Source organism: Myxococcales bacterium (assembly GCA_016706225.1).
GTDB lineage: Bacteria > Myxococcota_A > Polyangia > Polyangiales > Polyangiaceae > JADJKB01.
Map to the genome: position 1 here is coordinate 400,868 of JADJKB010000022.1, position 16,465 is coordinate 417,332.

A 16,465-nucleotide genomic window follows, 5' to 3' on the forward strand; every position below is an offset into this window, starting at 1 on the left:
CGTGCCGACGACTCAAGGACGACAGCTCTCGATGCGTGCAGACTCGGACGCTGCCACCCTGCGAAAGACCGAACACTGTTCTTGGTTGATCGGCTCTGGGCAGTAGCGACAGGCGAACTCGGCGGCGGCCTCGAGCATGAGCCGATGGCACTCGTCTCGCTTGGGTGAGCTCTGGGACCAGAGCACGTTCAGCGACTCCAGGTAGAGCTGCGCTGCGTAAACCCCGATGTCCTCGGTCGACTGCTCGGTGGCCACTCGGCGAAACCAGCGCGCCGCTTCGGGGTAGTGCGCTTCTTCGAAGTAGGTCCGCGCAATGCCGTAGTGGCACTCGCCCGCGGGGATTGGCGCGGGTGAGCCGAACCGCCCCGGCGGCAGCCCGGGGTTGGGGTCGCGGCACTCGGCCTCGAGCACACGCAGTCGTTCGCGTGTCTGGGCCGATAGCGGCTTGGGTGCGTGTTTGGGGTTCGCGGGCTGCCAGGGCTCGGCAAGACAAACCGCTTCGAGCTGCGAGTGCTCGCGGTTCGCAGCCGGCAGACTCGCTTCGGCGCTGGGCTCTGCGCCCTCGGCGCTGGGAAGCGGAGGCACGGTGGCCGCCTGAACCGGGTGATTTCCTCCGGCAATCGGTCGAGCGCACGCAACAAGGAGCGTGCCGCCGACAACCACGCCAAAGCAGAGCGCGCCTGCCGCCGAGCGCGGCTCACTGAAAGCGTGAGGCAGCTGCCGCATGCTCTTCACGAGACCGGCTCCGGTCAGTGCGCCGCCTTTGCACGCTCTCTGCAGCTCACAGCCAGCGGTCCCCAGTGGCTCGTCGAATCCACCTTGGCAAACAGCTCGGCCGCCTCCGCGAACGCGCCCCGCTCGAACCTCTCCCGGCCCAGCAAGAAGAGCGCGCCGGCGTGCACCTCGTGTTGCTGCGGACTGGCAAAACGCTCCGCGTCCGCTGCCGCGTAGAACACGAGCGCGCGGACCACTGTCGGCTGTTCGTCGGCGAGCTTCACGAGCCAGAGCAGCGTCTCGAAGTGTTTCAGGTGTGAGACTCTCGGCGCGATGGCCAGGAAGGCGCGCGCCGCGTCTGCCGTTCGCCCCGCTTTGCTCAGCGCAACGCCACGCAGGTATTCAGCCAGCTCCTTGTTGCCGGCGTCGTCCCCCGTCTCTCCGGAGATCACGCGTTCGAGCGCCGCCACGGCATCGGGCCAGCGCTCCTGATCGAACAGGCGCTTTGCCTGCGCGGCGCCCTCGGTCATCTGCCCGACGACGACCGGTGGGCGGTCGTGCGGCGTGTTCGGAGCACCACCGAGGTCCGAAGGCGCCGGGGGCAGACGAGTCGAGCACGAGAGCGGAGCGTCCGCGGAGGGCTCCCCGCTAGGTGGCGGAGCATCGGCCGGCGCCGCCTGGGTCGGCGCGGGAGGCGTAGAGCTTGGCGCGGGCGGCGGCACCGCCGAACAGGCAACGAAACACACCGCCGCGAACCAACACCAAACCTTGGCCCGCACCCGCGACGCTCGACTCAGCACCACTTCACTCGCACCCGGTACTTGATCTTCGTCTTGCCGTTGGCCGGAACCTCGACGTCGAAGGTGAAGGTGAAGGCGTCCTTCTTGTCGTGTTTGTGCGTGCTCTCGAGGATCGTCCAGTCACCGCCAATGGGCTCGTAGACCTCGACCCGCGTCGATGCGTCTTTGTGATTGCGAAGCTCGATCTCCCAGGTGCTCTCCGACGTGCAAGTGCCGAGCGTCTTCCACGACATCTGTTTGCGGTCGCCGACCACGTCGAAGGCCTCACCCATCTTGATGCGTACCTTCTCGTCCCGAGGGGTGTGGTCGATGCGATCCTCTCCGATGAACTGCTTGGCGCCACTCTTGTCCGCCTTGTAGACCCGCACCGTGCCCTTGGGCAGCGGCATGCCAAGGCCGTTTTCCTTGGTGTTCTTCACGTCGAGGTACACGCCCACCTTCTGGTTCTTCTGCACCTCGCCGTACTGACCTCGGTACCAGTACTGCTGTCCGTAGTAGATGAGCTTCTTCTGAACCTTGGCGTTCTTCGCCTCGAGCAACGTCACCTGTTTCTGCTCGTTCTCCAGCACGTCGGTCGGCTGCGCGAGGGTGTACAGGTGGTACTCGAAGAAACCTTCTTCCTGGAAGCGCTGCTGTGACTCGGCTGCTTTGCCAGCCGGGGCACGCCTATCGTCGTCGTAGTCTTCCCCACCGCTCACCCGTTGCACGTCGCCGGCCACGAGCTTCAGCTTGGCATTCTTGTAGGCGGCGCCCGATTGGTTGGTGAGTGTGACCCAACCGGTCAGGTCACCCGCCGTGTCCGTGTCGTTGATCACGAACACGTAGTCGCTGCGCCAGCCGAGGCCCTGGGTCAGGTAGGTGGCCTCCAGCTTCTGTTTGGCGCCCTTGCTGTCGATCTTCCAGACCAGCGTTGGTTTGCTCATCAGGTTGTCGGGCACACTCGGAAACGAGATGCGCCCGGGGAAGTCGAAGGTGACCTCGCCGTTGATCTTCATCACGGTCTGACCGCCCGCCACACTCAGGATCTCGGCGTCGGAGACCTCGTCTCTGCCGAGTTTTTCGTTCCAGCGCCAGACACGCACCTTCTTGCCGACGTGTTTCTCCAGCAGCTTCTGCGGCGTGAGCAGGTCGAAGCGGTAGTTCTGCTCGAGCACGTTGAGGGAGCCGGCGTTGGACAGGCTCTTGATCGACACCGTCTCCGGCTGGATGCGCGCAGCGACATCGCGGAACTCTAGCTGTACCGTGCCGCTACCCACGTCCACGTCCCTCACCTCGCGGACCAGCCCGAAGTTCTGGTTGTAGACGGTGATGCCGACCTCTTTGCGCTGCTCGGCGGTGGAGATCTTCTTGGTCTCGGCCAGGGCAGCCGGCGCGAGTGTGGCGACCACGGCGCTGCCGACCAAGAGCTGCCAGGTTCTCATCGACGTCCTCATGCCCGCCTCCCTCAGCACCACTTCACCCGTACCCGGTACTTGATCTTGGTCTTGCCGTTACCCGGCACGTTGACGTCGAAGGTGAAGGTGAAGGCGTCCTTCTTGTCGTGTTTGTGCGTGCTCTCGAGGATCGTCCAGTCCCCCCCGATGGGCTCGTAGACCTCGACCCGGGTGGCCTTGTCCTTGTGGTTGCGAAGCTCTATTTCCCAGGTGCTCTCCGACGTGCAACTCCCGAGCGTCCGCCACTCCATCTGTTTGCGGTCGCCGACCACGTCGAAGGCCTCACCCATCTTGATGCGCACCTTCTCGTCCCGCGGGGTGTGGTCGATGCGGTCCTCGCCGATGAACTGCTTGGCGCCGCTCTTGTCCGCCTTGTAGACCCGCACCGTGCCCTTGGGCAGCGGCATCCCGAGGCCGTTTTCCTTGCTGTTCTGCACGTCGAGGTAGACCCCCACCTTCTGGTTCTTCTGCACCTCACCGTAGCGCCCGCGGTACCAGTACTGCTGTCCGAAGTAGATGAGCTTCTTCTGCACCTTGGCGTTCTTCGCCTCGAGCAGCGTCACCTGTTTCTGTTCGTTCTCGAGGATGTCCGTGGGCTGAGACAGCGTGTAGAGGTGGTATTCGAAGAACCCCTCTTCCTGGAAGCGGTCCGCCTTCTTCTCCATCACGCTACCCAGCGCGACCTCGTCCATGTTGTAGGAGTCGCGCCCGCTCACCCGTTGCACGTCCCCCGCGACCAGCTTGAGCTTTGCGTTCTTGTACGCGGCGCCCGACTGGTTCACCAGCGTGACCCACCCGGTCAGATCCCCGGCTGTGTCGGCGTCGTTGATCACGAACACGTAATCGCTGCGCCAGTTGAGGTTGTGCGTGAGATACGTCGCTTCGACCTGCTGTTTCGCTGCCTTGCTCTCGAGCTTCCAGACCAGCGTGGGTTTGGCCATCAGGTTCTCGGGCACACTCGGGAACGAGATGCGCCCGGGGAAGTTGAAGGTCACCTCACCGTTGATCTTCATCACCGTCTGCCCGTCGGCGACGCTCAAGACCTCCGCGTCGAACGGCTCGTCCTTGCCGAGTTTCTCGTTCCAGCGCCAGACCCGCACCTTCTTGCCGACGTGTTTCTCCAGCAGCTTCTGTGGGGTCAAGAGATCGTAGCGGTAGTTCTGTTCGAGCACGTTGAGGGAGCCCGCCGCCGAGAGCGATTTGATGGAGACGGTCTCGGGCTGAATGTTCGCCGCCACGTCTCGGAACTCCAGCGCCACGGTGCCGGTGCCGACGTCGATGTCGCGGATCTCGCGGACCAGGCCGAAGTTCTGGTTGTAGACGGTGATGCTGACCTCCCTGCGCTGCTCGGCGCCGGAGGTCTTTTTGGTCTCGGCCAGAGCCACGCCCGAGAGCGCGGCCAGGGCCACTGCGCCAAGGGCCGGGCCCAAGAACCGACCTCGCACTCGCCGCGAGCTCAACACCACTTCACCCGAACCTTGTAGGTGACCGTGGTCTTGCCGCGGGCCGGCACACTCACGTCGAAGGTGAAGGTGTGGGCGTCCTTCTTCTTGTGAGGATGGCTCGACTGCAGGATCTCCCAGTCCCCGCCGATGGGCTCGAAGACCTCGACCTTCTCGGCGGTGTCCTTGTGGTTGCGCAGCTCGATCTCCCAGCTGCTGTCCGACGTGCAGCTCGAGATGGCGCTCCACTCCATCTGTTTTCGATCTCCGACCACGTCGAAGGCCTCGCCCATCTTGATGCGGATCTGCTCGTCCCGCGGGGTGTGGTCGATGCGATCTTCACCGATGAACTGCTTGGCGCCGCTCTTGTCGGCTTTGTAGACCCGCACGGTGCCCTTGGGCAGTGGCATGCCGAGGCGGTTCTTCTGGCTGTTCTTGATGTCCAGGTAGACCCCGATCTTCTGGTTCGAGACGACCTGCCCGTAGTTGCCGCGGTAGTAGTACTCGGCGCCCCAGAAGATCAGCTTCTTCTCGATGCCAATGTCGTGGGCTTCGAGCAAGGTCACTTGCTTCTGCTCTTTGTCGAGCAACGAGGTGGCTCGCTCGAGGGTGTAGAGGTGATACTCGAAGAAGCCTTCCTCCTTGAATTGCTGCCGCGAAGCGCTGGCCTCGGCCCGCGCGTAGTAGCTGGGCGAAGGGCTGGCCGGCGGTTGCAAGCGCTGCACGTCGCCGGCCACCAGCTTCAGCTCGGCGTTCTCGTAGTCCGTACCGCTGTTGTTGGTGAGCGTGACCCAGCCGTTGAGGTCGCCTACCTTGTCGTCGTCGCCCACGACCATCACGTAGTCCGCGACCCAGTTCAGGTTCTGGCTCAGGTAGCTGACCTCGACGCGCTGTTTGGCCTTCTTGCTGCCGAGCAGCCAGACCAGCGAAGGTTTGGCGATCAGATTCGGCGGGACCTCGGGAAAGGCAAACCGCCCCGGAACGCCGTACGTCACCTCTCCGTCGATCTCGAGCACCGTGCCGTTCTCGACCGCCAGCACCTTGGCCTCTTTCATCTCCTCTCGGCCGAGCTTCTCGTTGTAGCGATAGACCTTGATCTTCTTGTCCACGTATTTCTCGAGCAGCTTCTGCGGGCTCAAGAGATCGTAGCGATAGTTCTGCTCGAGCACGGCCAGCGCGTCCTCACCGTCGAGTGACTTGATGTGCACCGTCTCCGGCTGAATGTTGGCCGACACGTCGCGGTACTCGAGCGAGATCTTGCCTTCGCCCAGGTTGAGTGTGCGGATCTCGCGCACCAGACCGAAGTTCTGGTTGTAGACCGTGATCGCGACCTTCTCGCGCTCCTTGGCGGTCGACTTGCTCTCCTTGGCCGGGCCCGAGTCGGCACTCTTGGCGTGCTCGGGGCCCTTGCCCCCGCAGGCCGAGAGCGCCAACGCGGAGAGGAGAACGGCGGCGCGCCACGACGGCGCAGATGTTCCGTGATTCATGGATGGTGTCCTCGAAATGCGTCCCCCAGAGACGCACGAGATCGAAAAAGGATTCGAGCCAAACCTGGCGCAGCCTGGACCCAACGCCCGGCGCGGCGCGGAGCTTACAGCAGAACCCGAAAGCAAGGGGGGGTACCCCCATGCGGTCCCGGTTCCATCGCCGGGCAAACCGCTCTAACCGTGCAGCTGTGAGCCCGTACCGCGAGCGCCAGGGCCGAAGCAGTGCGCCCGAAGCAGACAAGCCTGGGCTGGTATCGGAGATGGTCCGCCAGTTCGCGGACCCCTACGCGTTCCTGCGCGAGCTCGTGCAAAACAGCATGGACGCTGGCACCACCCGCATCGAGGTGGACGTGATGCGGGGCGCGGACGGCGACACCCGAACGCGGGTCACCGACAGCGGCTCCGGCATGACCCCCAAGATCATCGAAAACGCGCTGCTCACGCTGTTCTCGTCGTCGAAGGAAGGGGACTCGACGAAGATCGGAAAGTACGGCGTCGGCTTCGTGTCGGTGCTGGCCGTCAATCCCGAGGCCGTGATCGTCGACACCTGGCGAAGCGCCGTCGACAAGTCCGCGCAATCGGAGAGCGGCGCGTGGCGTGTCACGATCTTGCGCGACCACTCCTACGTGCTGGAGGAGATCCCCGTGCGACCGCTCTCGGGGACGAGCGTCACGCTGACCCACACGATGGACTCGAGCGCGTTCGACCAACACGTCGCCCGCGTGAGGGGCAGCCTCTTGCGCTGGTGTCGGCACGCGCGGGTCCCCATTTGGCTGACCGTCACTGACTACGCCAACCCGCAAGCTTCATCGCGCAAGCAGCTCGACATTCCGCTCCAAGTCCACACCTCGGTCAGTGTCAGCGACCTCGAGGGAGAAGACAGCATCGTGCTCGGTCCCGGCGCGGGCATGGAACACCTTCCGCTGTCGGACACCCAGCTCGACTACGAGAACGCGACACCCTTCGTCGGTTTCTACAACCGGGGGCTCACGCTCTTCGAGAGCAGCGCGGACGAGTTCGCGCCCCTCACCGGGCTGCGCGTCAAGATCTCGAGCCCGAAGCTCAAACACACCTTGTCTCGCGACAACGTGCGGCGCGAGCAGGCCCTCGACGAGCTCGTGCAACGAGCTGCAGAGCTTGCACGTCGCGCGCTGCCCAGAGCCGTCTCCGAGGCGCTGAAAGCCGAAGCGACGCGGGTGGCGGAAGACGGGGATGCGAGCCACTACGTGGCGCTGCTCGGCGCCAGCGCCGCTGAGCCCACTCGCCTGCGTGCGAGCCACACCTGGTTCCCCCTGGCGTCGCCCATCGATGGGCAGAGCGCCATGACGCTGGACGGCATCACCAAGCTCACCCCGTGGCGCACGTCGGTGCTGACCGTCGCCGAGAAGGAGCCCATCAGCGCCGCGTTCGCTCGGGTGGGTCGCCCGGTGGTCTTGTGTCCACACGCAGAGGTCGTCCAGCGACTCGCACTCCTGGGCGCCCGCGGCCCCGAGCCCGTGTATGAACGCCACCTGCTGATCCGCGAACGCAAGGCGCCCACGAGCCACGAAACGGCGCTGATGGAGCAGGTCGCGCGCTGCATCCGGCTGGCGGGTGTCGACGTCGAACGCGTCGCGGTCGCCGAAGTCACGGGGGCGTTCTCCGTCAAGCTCGTCGTTGCCAGGGCACCGATGGACGGCGTCGTCCCGCTCGACACCGCGCTCTCCGCCGCCGCCCGCTGGGGCAGAGGGGCAACGCTCTTGCTCGACCTACGCCAGCAGTCGGTGCTGCGTGCCTGCGCTCTGGCACGACGCCATGCACGTACGGCGGCACAGCTGCTCGCCCGAATGATCATGCTCGAACGCTTCGGACCGCTGACGGCAAAGGTCAACGATGCCTTGCTCCGGGATCACCTGGAGGGAGCCACTTGAGCGAACGGCGGGTGCTCGCCCGGGGGGAAATCCGCGTCGATGCACGGCGGGCGCGGGCAAAGTTGCGGGAGCACCTGCTCGTGGACCTGCACGGGTATTCGCTGGAGCTTGCCCGCGCCGCCATTGGCTTCGGAGCCACGACGCTGAACGTGCATTGGGACTCCGACGACGTGGTGTTTTCGTTCGACGGCCGCCCGGTCGCCCCGGATCGCCTGCCCCGCCTGCTGGATTTTGCGCTGACCGAGACCGAGGACGAAAACGCCAAGGCGCTGCGCTCGTTGGCGCTCGGCGTGAACGCCGCGCTGGGGCTGGGCGCGGACTGGGTCATGGTCACCACGACCGACGAACCGGCGGCAGAGAGCGCGCGTTTCACCCCAGACGTGTTTGCTGACGACGACAGGTCCTCACCGGAGCCAGTCGCCGCGCGATGTGCACGCCCGGCCGGTGCCTTTGCGCGCGGCACGCAGGTTCACGTGCGGAAGAAGCTCGGCCTCGAGGTGTTGCGTCGCGCGGTAGCCGGCGGAGCACCGCGCGAGATCGCGCTGCTCATGAGCCACACTCGTGAAGCGCAGCTCGTGATCACACACGACGGTTCGCCCGTGCAACGCGAGCCGGAGCCCCCAGTACTGCTGCGCGCGGCGCTGACCCTCCCCGGCGCCAAACGTGCGGCGGTCGAGGTGTTGTCCGCGGGTGGAGCCTGCCGCGTCGACATCATGGAGCGCGGGGTGCGCCTCCTGTCCCAGGCCTGGCAACCGCTGCCGGGGCTCGATTCCGTCGATGGTGTGTGCGCACCCGTTCGAGTGATCATCGACGCGGATCAGCTCCCGACCAACGCCTCGCGTTCGGCGCTGCGTGAGGACTCTCCACTCGCCCGCGAGCTCTTGCCGGCGGCCGAGACGGCGTTCAGAAAGGCACTCCGGGCCTTGATCGCGAGGCAAGCCGATACACCGCTCCCAACCGATGTGGAGGTCGTCACCGCTGACGTCAGCGCGTGGCAAGAGAGCCTGGGTGTCCTGGTCTTTCTGTGTGCGATGGCCCAACGAGCCGGACACGAGATCGACCCGGAGGCACGCGCCCTCTTTCAGGCGCCGCTGTTCGAGTCTGCAGCCGACCAACGCATCACCCTCGGGCGTCTGCTCAGCGCGGGTGTCGTGTACGTCTGGAAGGACGACGACCCGCTCCCTCGAGAGCTGGCCCCCTGGCTCGCTGACGTCGTGTGGTTGAGAGGACGCTTCGCCGAGCGCGCGCTCGAAGGTCTGAGGCTCGAAGATGCGTCCTATCTGATCAAGCGCGCGCGTCAGGGCGCGGCACGCCGAGAGCGTTTCTTGGCGCATGCTCCTGGACCGCCCGCCGTGCCGAAGTCGACGGCGGAGCTGGCTCGCCGACGCTTCGAGCTGACCTCGGGTACCTACGCCGGGCTCTCGGGCGAGGTGGCACTCCTGGCGCCGCACCAGGCTGGAAACCCCCGCGCCTCGCTGCTGAGGGTCTTCATCGAGGAGCGCATGCTCGAGGCGGTGCCCATCGAGCCGGGCTTTTGCCCGCTGGCTCTCGACGCCGCGATCGCGTGGCCCCAGGGATTGAGACCGCGCTTCGACTACGACGGCGTCGAGCGCGACGCTCGCTTGAACCAGGCGCTCGTCGCGGTGAGCAACGTTGCGATGGGCATTGCCGACAGCGCCGCGGCGCGCCTGAGCGAATTGTCGGGGTCAGAGCGCGCTGCCCTCGAGGGGGTGTTGCGGGACGCGGTCGCGGCCTTCAGCGTGGTCTCCCGAGAGCTGGGGATGCCGGCAGCGGATCCGACGCGGTTTCGCAGCGTGTATCCCGGGCTCTACGGCGCCAACATCTTCCCGACCACGGCCGGCAAACAGGTCAGCCTGCAGATCTTGATGAGCTTTGCCGAAGAACGGCGCTCACTGTGCCTGGTCGGCAGCTGGCAGAACGAGGTCACCCGAGCGGCGCCCGATGGGCGTCCGGTGGTTGTGGCGGGACCGCGGGACGCCGAGGCGATCTTCGCGCTGATGACCACGAAGGTCGCGCGCGTTCCTTACGAGCGAGGGGTGTCCGCGAGCGGAGCGAACGGTGACACGCTCGCGGGACGAAGGGCGGCACTGAGCCAGGCCGTCGCCGACGAACGTGTACGTCAGGGACTTGCTCCAAGGTCGGTCGAGCTGTGGGAGGAGCACGACGGCGCAGTGGTTTGTGTTGCGCCGAGCCTGCTCGACGCGAGCATCGAGAGCCATCGTGGTGTGCTCTTGTCCGTGGAACGACTCCCCAAATCTAGCTCTTGCGTCATCGTCGCGACCGATCACATCGCGACGGTACCCACGCCAGACTGGGATGGCGTGCACTTCAGGACTCGACGCAATCGCGCGGCACACGCCCAGCGCTTCACGGAGTTACTGGTCAGCGCCCTGGAAGGGGATGCCACCGCGTGCGGGCAGCTGGGCGTCACCACAAGACCATCCACCGACGATCCTGCGATTGGGGTTTGTCTGCTGTCGAGCGCGGTGTCCCTCGGCGCGCGCAGCGCCAAGGGAAAGCGCAAACCTTCGGCCAAATCGCTCCAGGCTGAGCTCGTCGCGCGCATCGAAGCGTTGCCGCTGCTCCATTCGTTCAACGAACAGGGCACACCCATCACCGAGTCGATCGCCGGAGCCGCGAAACACCACGGAGAGACGCTGCCCGTGCTGGGTGCTTCGCCCGGAATGCCAACTCTGGATTGGCGACCCGTGCTCGTGCGGAGTGAGCGTGAGCGTGAGCTACTGGCACGGCGCTTTTCACGACTCACGAACGGCGAGCTCGAGCTCGACGCGCGACGCGCCCGCGCGGCGGCCGAGTATCAGAAGCGGCAACTACTGAGCCAAGTGGCACTGCCACTTCGAGAGCTCGGAGCGCGCATCGCAGCGAGCGACACGCCACTGCACGCGGCCGCGAGACCGTCCGACGATCCGCTGGCCGAGCTGGAGGTTGTGATCGCCTTGCCGCGCCCCGACCTACTTCTCGAGGTGCCCTGGGTGGACCTGCGCTTTGCCGGGCGCTCCGTCGCAGGGCTTGGTCCGAGCCAGGTTGGCCTTCCCATCATCGCCAATGTCAACTCGACGAGGGCGGCAGACTTCGCCGGGTTCGCGGCGCCGACCCCGGACGGGCTGTCCCGCTTCGGGGCCCGGCTCAGGCTCGCCTCTCTCGAGCTGCTGCGCTCACTTGCGACAGAAGGACTGTTGCTGTCGGACAGCCGCGCGCTCGCGCTCTGTCTCGCGCTCACGGATCTCGGCGAGGGGACCGAGGTCCGAGCCCTGCTCGAGGCGAGCCATGTGCACTTTCCCACGGTCCAAGGCGACGAAGCGCCGCTCTCGCTGCTCACCGGAGCCCCTCCCGCGCTGTGGTTCGGCTCGGAGCGCCACACGGGCTGGTATGAGAAGAAAGGCGGCGCCTCAGAGCTCGATCAACCGATCCTGTTCCTGCCTCCCGGAGATATCGGCTCACAGCTCTCGGCGCTCCTGTCCCGCTCCGGTCGAGTGCTGAAGGACGTCAGCGCGGGTGTGTCGGCGCTGCAGCGACAACGCGGAGGTGTGCGAGCCGCGGCGCCCCAACTTGGTGGACTTCCGCCGCACCCGAGCCTGCGTGCCTCGCTCTGGGAGCTCGGAGTGACTGCGGGGGACGGCGAGCTGGAGCTGCGCGCCGGACCGAGCTCCACGATCACCGCCGTGCTGCTCGACGGGCGAGCCGAATCGTTCGAGCTGAGCTCGGCTTGTCCGTTCAGCGCGGTCGTGCGTGTCGAGGCGTTGGAGCTGCGACCGATCCAGACGCGCCTCACCCACGAGATCGAGGAGGCCGCGGGGCGGGTGCTCACGCGAGCCATCAGCTCGCTGAATCACTTGCCCGCGTTCGTCAGAGCGAGCGCGCGGGCGGTGCTGTGCCGTGAGCCGAGCGCTCGCGCTCAGGCCGAGCTGGCGACGGCACCAGTATTCGAGGATACGGGCGGGTTCTGGCACAGCTTGGGGGCCCTCGTCGCTGGAGAGAAGTGGCGCTTCACCACCCTCGCGCCACCATTTCCGCGGGCAAAATCCCCCACACTTCGCCTGTCGGAGGTGGAGGTCGTCGGGCTGCGCGAGGGGCTGACGCTGACTCGAGTCGACTCCGAGATCGAACGCGCACTCGCGGCCGAGCAGCGCCGGAATGCACCCCAGCTGGCATCCCTGACGCTGTCGGTGCAACAGCGCGCCGCCTGTCTCTTGACCGAGATCTTCGCTCTCGGCGGCATCACCGGAGAGGTCGGAGTGCTCTCCCCCGCGCACCTCGAGCAGAGAGGTGGCGCACTGTACGTCGATCGCCGGCCGCTGTGTGCATTCGATGACGGCGATGGTTGGCCGCTGGTGTGTGTGCTCAACGACGACAGCGTGCAACCGGATCGACACTTCGAGGCCCCGGAGAATCGGGGGGTGTTGAACAAACTCTCCGCGAGCGCGCGGAGTGTGGCGCGGGCAGCACTCGAACGTGCCTTCGCTCCGCCTGCGACCGCGCTTTCATCACGCTTCTTGGATGACACGCCGGTCGGTTGTTTCCGCGTCACGGGCTGTGTCTGGCTCGACAGAAATTTTCCGGTGACGCCGCGGGTCCGAGCGCACATCGGCGGGCAGGCGACGCCAATGGTGCGCGCGTTCGAGGCGGCGCTCGAGCGCTCGGGCATCGGCACCGCGCTGCCCATCGAGGGCAACCTTCTGGTCCGGGTGGACAGAGAGTCCGCGGATGCCTCGCTCGGAATTTCGCTCGATCTCGCCTCGACGCTCGGCACGCTGGGTTCACTGACCGAGACCTGGGAAGCCCTGAACCGCTTCGGTGAACAGCTCGCAGCGGAGCTCCTGGCGGAGGCCCGCTCGCGCGGCGAAAGCGCGCCCGTCTTGGAGGAATACTCGATCAATTTGGCCATGCTCGGACTCACCACTCAGGTGCCGCAGCTGCGGGCGGCCGACGGCTCTGAGCTCACCCTGCCGGAGGTCATGGCCGAGCTTGCGCGACGCGGTGTGCTCTGGGTCAGTGACGGGCGTGGCTACGCAGACGGGGCCTTTCCGAGCGGCGCCCCCCCCTTCTTCTTGGCGGAGGGGTCCGCGCTCGTGCGTGTGATCGAGAAGCGCGGGCCCGCCGACACACTGCGCCGGCTGGGGGCGGTCTCGGAGCTGCGCGCGCCGGCGAGCCCGAGCATCGAGTCGATGGCTGAGAGCTCGCTCCCGCTCCCTTCCGACGAGGCGCTCAGACAGTCGACGCTCGAACCGTCCTGGTGGGACCGCTTGACCGCGCAACTCTCGGACGCCTTTCGAGAGCAAGAGTTGCCTCAGGCAACCGCACGCGAACATCAGGCGCTCATGAAGCTGCTGGTAGACTTTCGGCTCACGGGCTCCCCCGTCGAGTGCGTCGTGCTCGGGCGCTCCCAGCGCGCGCTACGCTACGACAAGATCCGCAAACGCCTGCTGATGAACGCGGAGCATCCGGTGTCCCTCGCCATCGCCAAGACGATCGAAGACGACGCCGGTGTCGCCTCGATTCTGGCGGCGCACGCGCTGGCCGAGGTGAACCGCGCGCTCGTCGAAGTGACCGACTCCGAGGAGCAGCGAGCGCTGCTCGCGCTGTTGAACGCACTCTGACAGGTGCTTCGAAACCCAAGTTCTGACGACGCGACCATCGATCGCGCGGCGACGGAGCCCCGCTTCAGCTCAATTCGGCACGCCGCAGTACTGGTAACCCGGGGGCGACGACGAGGGTTTGCAGACATAACCGGTCGGGCACACGCCGTCCGTGCCACAAATCACGCGGTAGCCGTTGTTGTACTCGCAGTCCGTGGCGAGGGTGCAGGTCAGCGTCGTGAAGTAGTTGCTGGCGACCTTGCCGCAACAAACCTTGCCGCCTTCGCAGTCTTCCGGACCGTTGCAATACGCCGCCGAGGGTGAGCAGGGCTGACCGGCGTTCGAACAACCGGCGCTCCAACCCTGCCCCGTCTGATACTTGTTGCAGCAGAACTGATTCGGGAGATTGCAACTGTTGTTGCCACACGAGACCTTGTTCTTGTCGCAGTCCGCCGCGTACCCTGGACAACAATCCTTCGAGACGAGGCACTGCGGGTCGCAGTAACACGCGCCGCTCGGCCCAGGTTGCGGGTTCGTGGAGCCGCAGTGCCCGGCGCAAAGCGCAGGCGCACCTCCACCACCCGGAGCGCCGCCACCTCCGCTTGGGCCTCCGCCACCGCTCGGCCCGCCGCCACCGCTCGGTCCGCCGCCTCCGCTCGGACCGCCGCCACCGCTTGGTCCGCCGCCTCCGCCACTCGGTCCGCCGCCGACGCCACCACTCGGTGCTCCGCCACCGCCCGGTGAGCCACCGGTCGCCGTGCCGCCACTCGAGGTCCCACCGCTCGGCTCGCCGCCACTCGAGACGCCGCCACCACCCGGCGACCCGCCGGATGAACTACCTCCCGAGCCCGCCGCGCCCGCGCCGCCCGTTCCGTAACTGGAACCACCGCCGCCCTTGAGGCCCGAGTCATTGGCGTCGCCGCACGCAGTGACCGCGAAGATTCCAACGACCCAGGGTATTGCCAGCGAGCGCACGGACATGAACGACCTCCTCGAGCGGGCGGGTAGAGTAGCAGCTAAATGCGGACTTCGCTCGCGCGGGCCTCGCGCAAGCAGTCTCGATCGGTTCTTCCCAGGCCGCGGGGGATCGTCCACCGTCAGCTCGTAGTGGCGGTCCGAGCCGAGGCGGGGGAAGGACCTGCCAGCCGCACAGGGCGCACGCGCCTCGCCTCGCCGATGCGCTACTGCAGCATGCCGACCAGCCTCTACCTGATGCGTCCCCTTCGAGTCATGATGCGCTCCTCTCTCCTCGCGCGCATTCGTGCCCACGACGCTGCCGCTGACGAGACCACGAGCACCTGCCGGCACACCCTTTGTGGGGGTGTGCCCGGACTGTCTCAGGGTGTGAGCACGGCGATCGCGGCGCGAAGCAGCGGCTCGGGCCGAGGCTCGACCCCGCGCAGTCGCACCTGCTCGACGGCTTGCCGTGCCTGGGCCCGCTTGAACCCCGAGAGCACCAGCGCCGAGCGCACCTTCTCGAACACTTCGGGCTCGGGCGCGGCCGCGACCGCAGGCGCTGGCGTGCGGATCGCTTCGCGGCGAGAGCGAGCCCCGGCGATCTCGTTCTGGATGTGCTCTTCGCCGAACACCTGTCGCGCTCGGTACGAGTTGTGAGCCGAGCAGAGCAGGCAGCAATTGTCCACGGTGGTCGGTCCGCCCTTCGCGAAGGGAACGATGTGCTCGATGGTCAAGAACTCACTCGCGTTCAGCGCCCCGCATCCAGTTGGCGCTTCGCGACCGTGGGCACCCGCAAACGGAGCTCCTCCGGCCCGGCCGGACGGTCTAATTTCTGAACAGCGACGCCCCTCAGCATCGCGGAAGGTGCACTGGTCAGCGTCCCGCTCCCGGACGGCGCGCTGGACATCGACGGGCACGTGTCGTGAGCCCGGCTTCGTCTCGCGACGCTTGCGCGGCTTGCCCGCGCCCGAGCGACGCTGGATCGCGGCCGCGATCAGCAGGTCCAGGCCGAGCTCGAGGAGCGTCGCCAGGTCGCCGCTGGGGATCTCGTGGCTGAGCAGGTTGCGGGCTTGCTCGAGCTTGTCGCGGAGCTCGACGCGGGCGGTGAGCTCCAGCCGAACGGTTGTCGGCGACAGGGGCTCGAGACGAGCACGAGGCATCGAGGGCCGAGGCGGTGGCACGGAGTTACCTGCCCCGGACACTGTTGATAACTCCGTCTGCGCGGGCTCGGGCGCCATCGTGGTCAAGGTGGTCGGCACGTCCGGCTGCGGAGACCAGCGGGCGATGAGCTCTTCGAGCTGACGCTTCGACTTCCCTCGACCCTCGGCGAGGAGCTGCTCGACGTTATCCTCCGTGAGGTGCCTGGAGAGGAGAAACAGCCCGGTCAGGTGCACGTTGCCGGACGCGAGCTCGTCGAGGATCTGAGGAAAGCGCTGTGCCAGGCGGGCAACGCGCACGCGCTTGTTGGCTCCGTCCTCGGAGTACCCCAGGCGCTCCACGCAGCGAGTGGTGAGCGAAGAGCACGCGACCAAATAGACAGTCCGGCCGAGCCGGATGAACTCGCTTCGGGCCTGCCGCAGTCGCGGAATCGCTGCCGGTCGCGTGGCGTGAGAATGGAAAACGAAGACGACGTCCGTCGATGCGGCGCGCTCGCTGCTGACGGCAGCCGAGAGGCGTTCGCGGAGCTCGATGTCGGAGACGGAAGAGAGGAGAGGCATGCTTTCTCGCATACCATGCGATTTTCCGACCTCGCCGCTGCCATCAGGCGCGACGCTCACGACGTGGAACGCTTCGAACGTCACCGCAACGCGCGAAGCGCGCACAGCCTTCATCCTCGTGGCAGCGCGTGAGGGTTTCCTCGTGACTCGTCGCTCGCGCGCGCTGCGTGCTCTCAAGAAAAATGTGAATCGAATCGTCGCGCACCCCGCTCTTTTCACGCACGCGCTTCGGCGCGGCGCAGAGCTCGCAACCACGCCTCTCGCACCCCTCGAACAAAGAGGGGTGCACGGATTGCCCTCGGTGGTCTTGGCAGCGGCAGCGTCATGGGCTCGCGCGCTCGCGCGGAGTGCGAATCGCTGGCGGTTCCACGCATGCGACGGCAGTG

The 16,465-nt window shown here is 66.5% G+C and carries 9 protein-coding genes; 2 read left to right on the forward strand and 7 right to left on the reverse strand.

Annotated elements, in window-relative coordinates:
* Nucleotides 1-12: 12 nt before the first annotated feature.
* From IPI67_32860 to IPI67_32880, 5 genes are read right to left on the reverse strand one after another with little or no spacing between them, the layout of a single operon-like run.
* The gene (locus IPI67_32860; GenBank protein MBK7584968.1) at nucleotides 13-735 is read right to left on the reverse strand and encodes a hypothetical protein; all 723 of its coding nucleotides are present in this window, start codon (nucleotides 733-735) and stop codon (nucleotides 13-15) included.
* 14 nt (nucleotides 736-749) lie between these two features.
* The gene (locus IPI67_32865; GenBank protein MBK7584969.1) at nucleotides 750-1,514 is read right to left on the reverse strand and encodes a hypothetical protein; all 765 of its coding nucleotides are present in this window, start codon (nucleotides 1,512-1,514) and stop codon (nucleotides 750-752) included.
* Nucleotides 1,508-2,947, reverse strand: a complete 1,440-nt coding sequence (locus IPI67_32870; GenBank protein ID MBK7584970.1) for a DUF4139 domain-containing protein — start codon at nucleotides 2,945-2,947, stop codon at nucleotides 1,508-1,510. The genes IPI67_32865 and IPI67_32870 overlap by 7 nt, the downstream gene beginning before the upstream one ends.
* Before the next feature lie 11 nt (nucleotides 2,948-2,958).
* Nucleotides 2,959-4,377 carry a DUF4139 domain-containing protein gene (locus IPI67_32875; GenBank protein MBK7584971.1) on the reverse strand — a complete coding sequence of 473 codons (1,419 nt, stop codon included), beginning with the start codon at nucleotides 4,375-4,377 and terminating at the stop codon, nucleotides 2,959-2,961.
* Between the two features lie 26 nt (nucleotides 4,378-4,403).
* Nucleotides 4,404-5,876, reverse strand: a complete 1,473-nt coding sequence (locus tag IPI67_32880; protein ID MBK7584972.1) for a DUF4139 domain-containing protein — start codon at nucleotides 5,874-5,876, stop codon at nucleotides 4,404-4,406.
* 260 nt (nucleotides 5,877-6,136) lie between these two features.
* On the opposite strand from IPI67_32880, the gene IPI67_32885 reads away from it, so the two are divergent.
* A complete protein-coding gene (locus IPI67_32885) occupies nucleotides 6,137-7,786 on the forward strand; it encodes an ATP-binding protein (GenBank protein ID MBK7584973.1) in 1,650 nt (549 codons plus the stop codon).
* Nucleotides 7,783-13,425, forward strand: coding sequence for a hypothetical protein (locus tag IPI67_32890; GenBank protein ID MBK7584974.1), 5,643 nt, complete (start codon nucleotides 7,783-7,785; stop codon nucleotides 13,423-13,425). The genes IPI67_32885 and IPI67_32890 overlap by 4 nt, the downstream gene beginning before the upstream one ends.
* Nucleotides 13,426-13,494: 69 nt before the next feature.
* On the opposite strand, the gene IPI67_32895 is transcribed toward IPI67_32890, so the two are convergent.
* Nucleotides 13,495-14,385 carry a hypothetical protein gene (locus tag IPI67_32895; protein ID MBK7584975.1) on the reverse strand — a complete coding sequence of 297 codons (891 nt, stop codon included), beginning with the start codon at nucleotides 14,383-14,385 and terminating at the stop codon, nucleotides 13,495-13,497.
* A 356-nt stretch (nucleotides 14,386-14,741) separates the two neighbouring features.
* Nucleotides 14,742-16,079, reverse strand: a complete 1,338-nt coding sequence (locus IPI67_32900; protein MBK7584976.1) for an HNH endonuclease — start codon at nucleotides 16,077-16,079, stop codon at nucleotides 14,742-14,744.
* Nucleotides 16,080-16,465 lie beyond the last annotated feature (386 nt).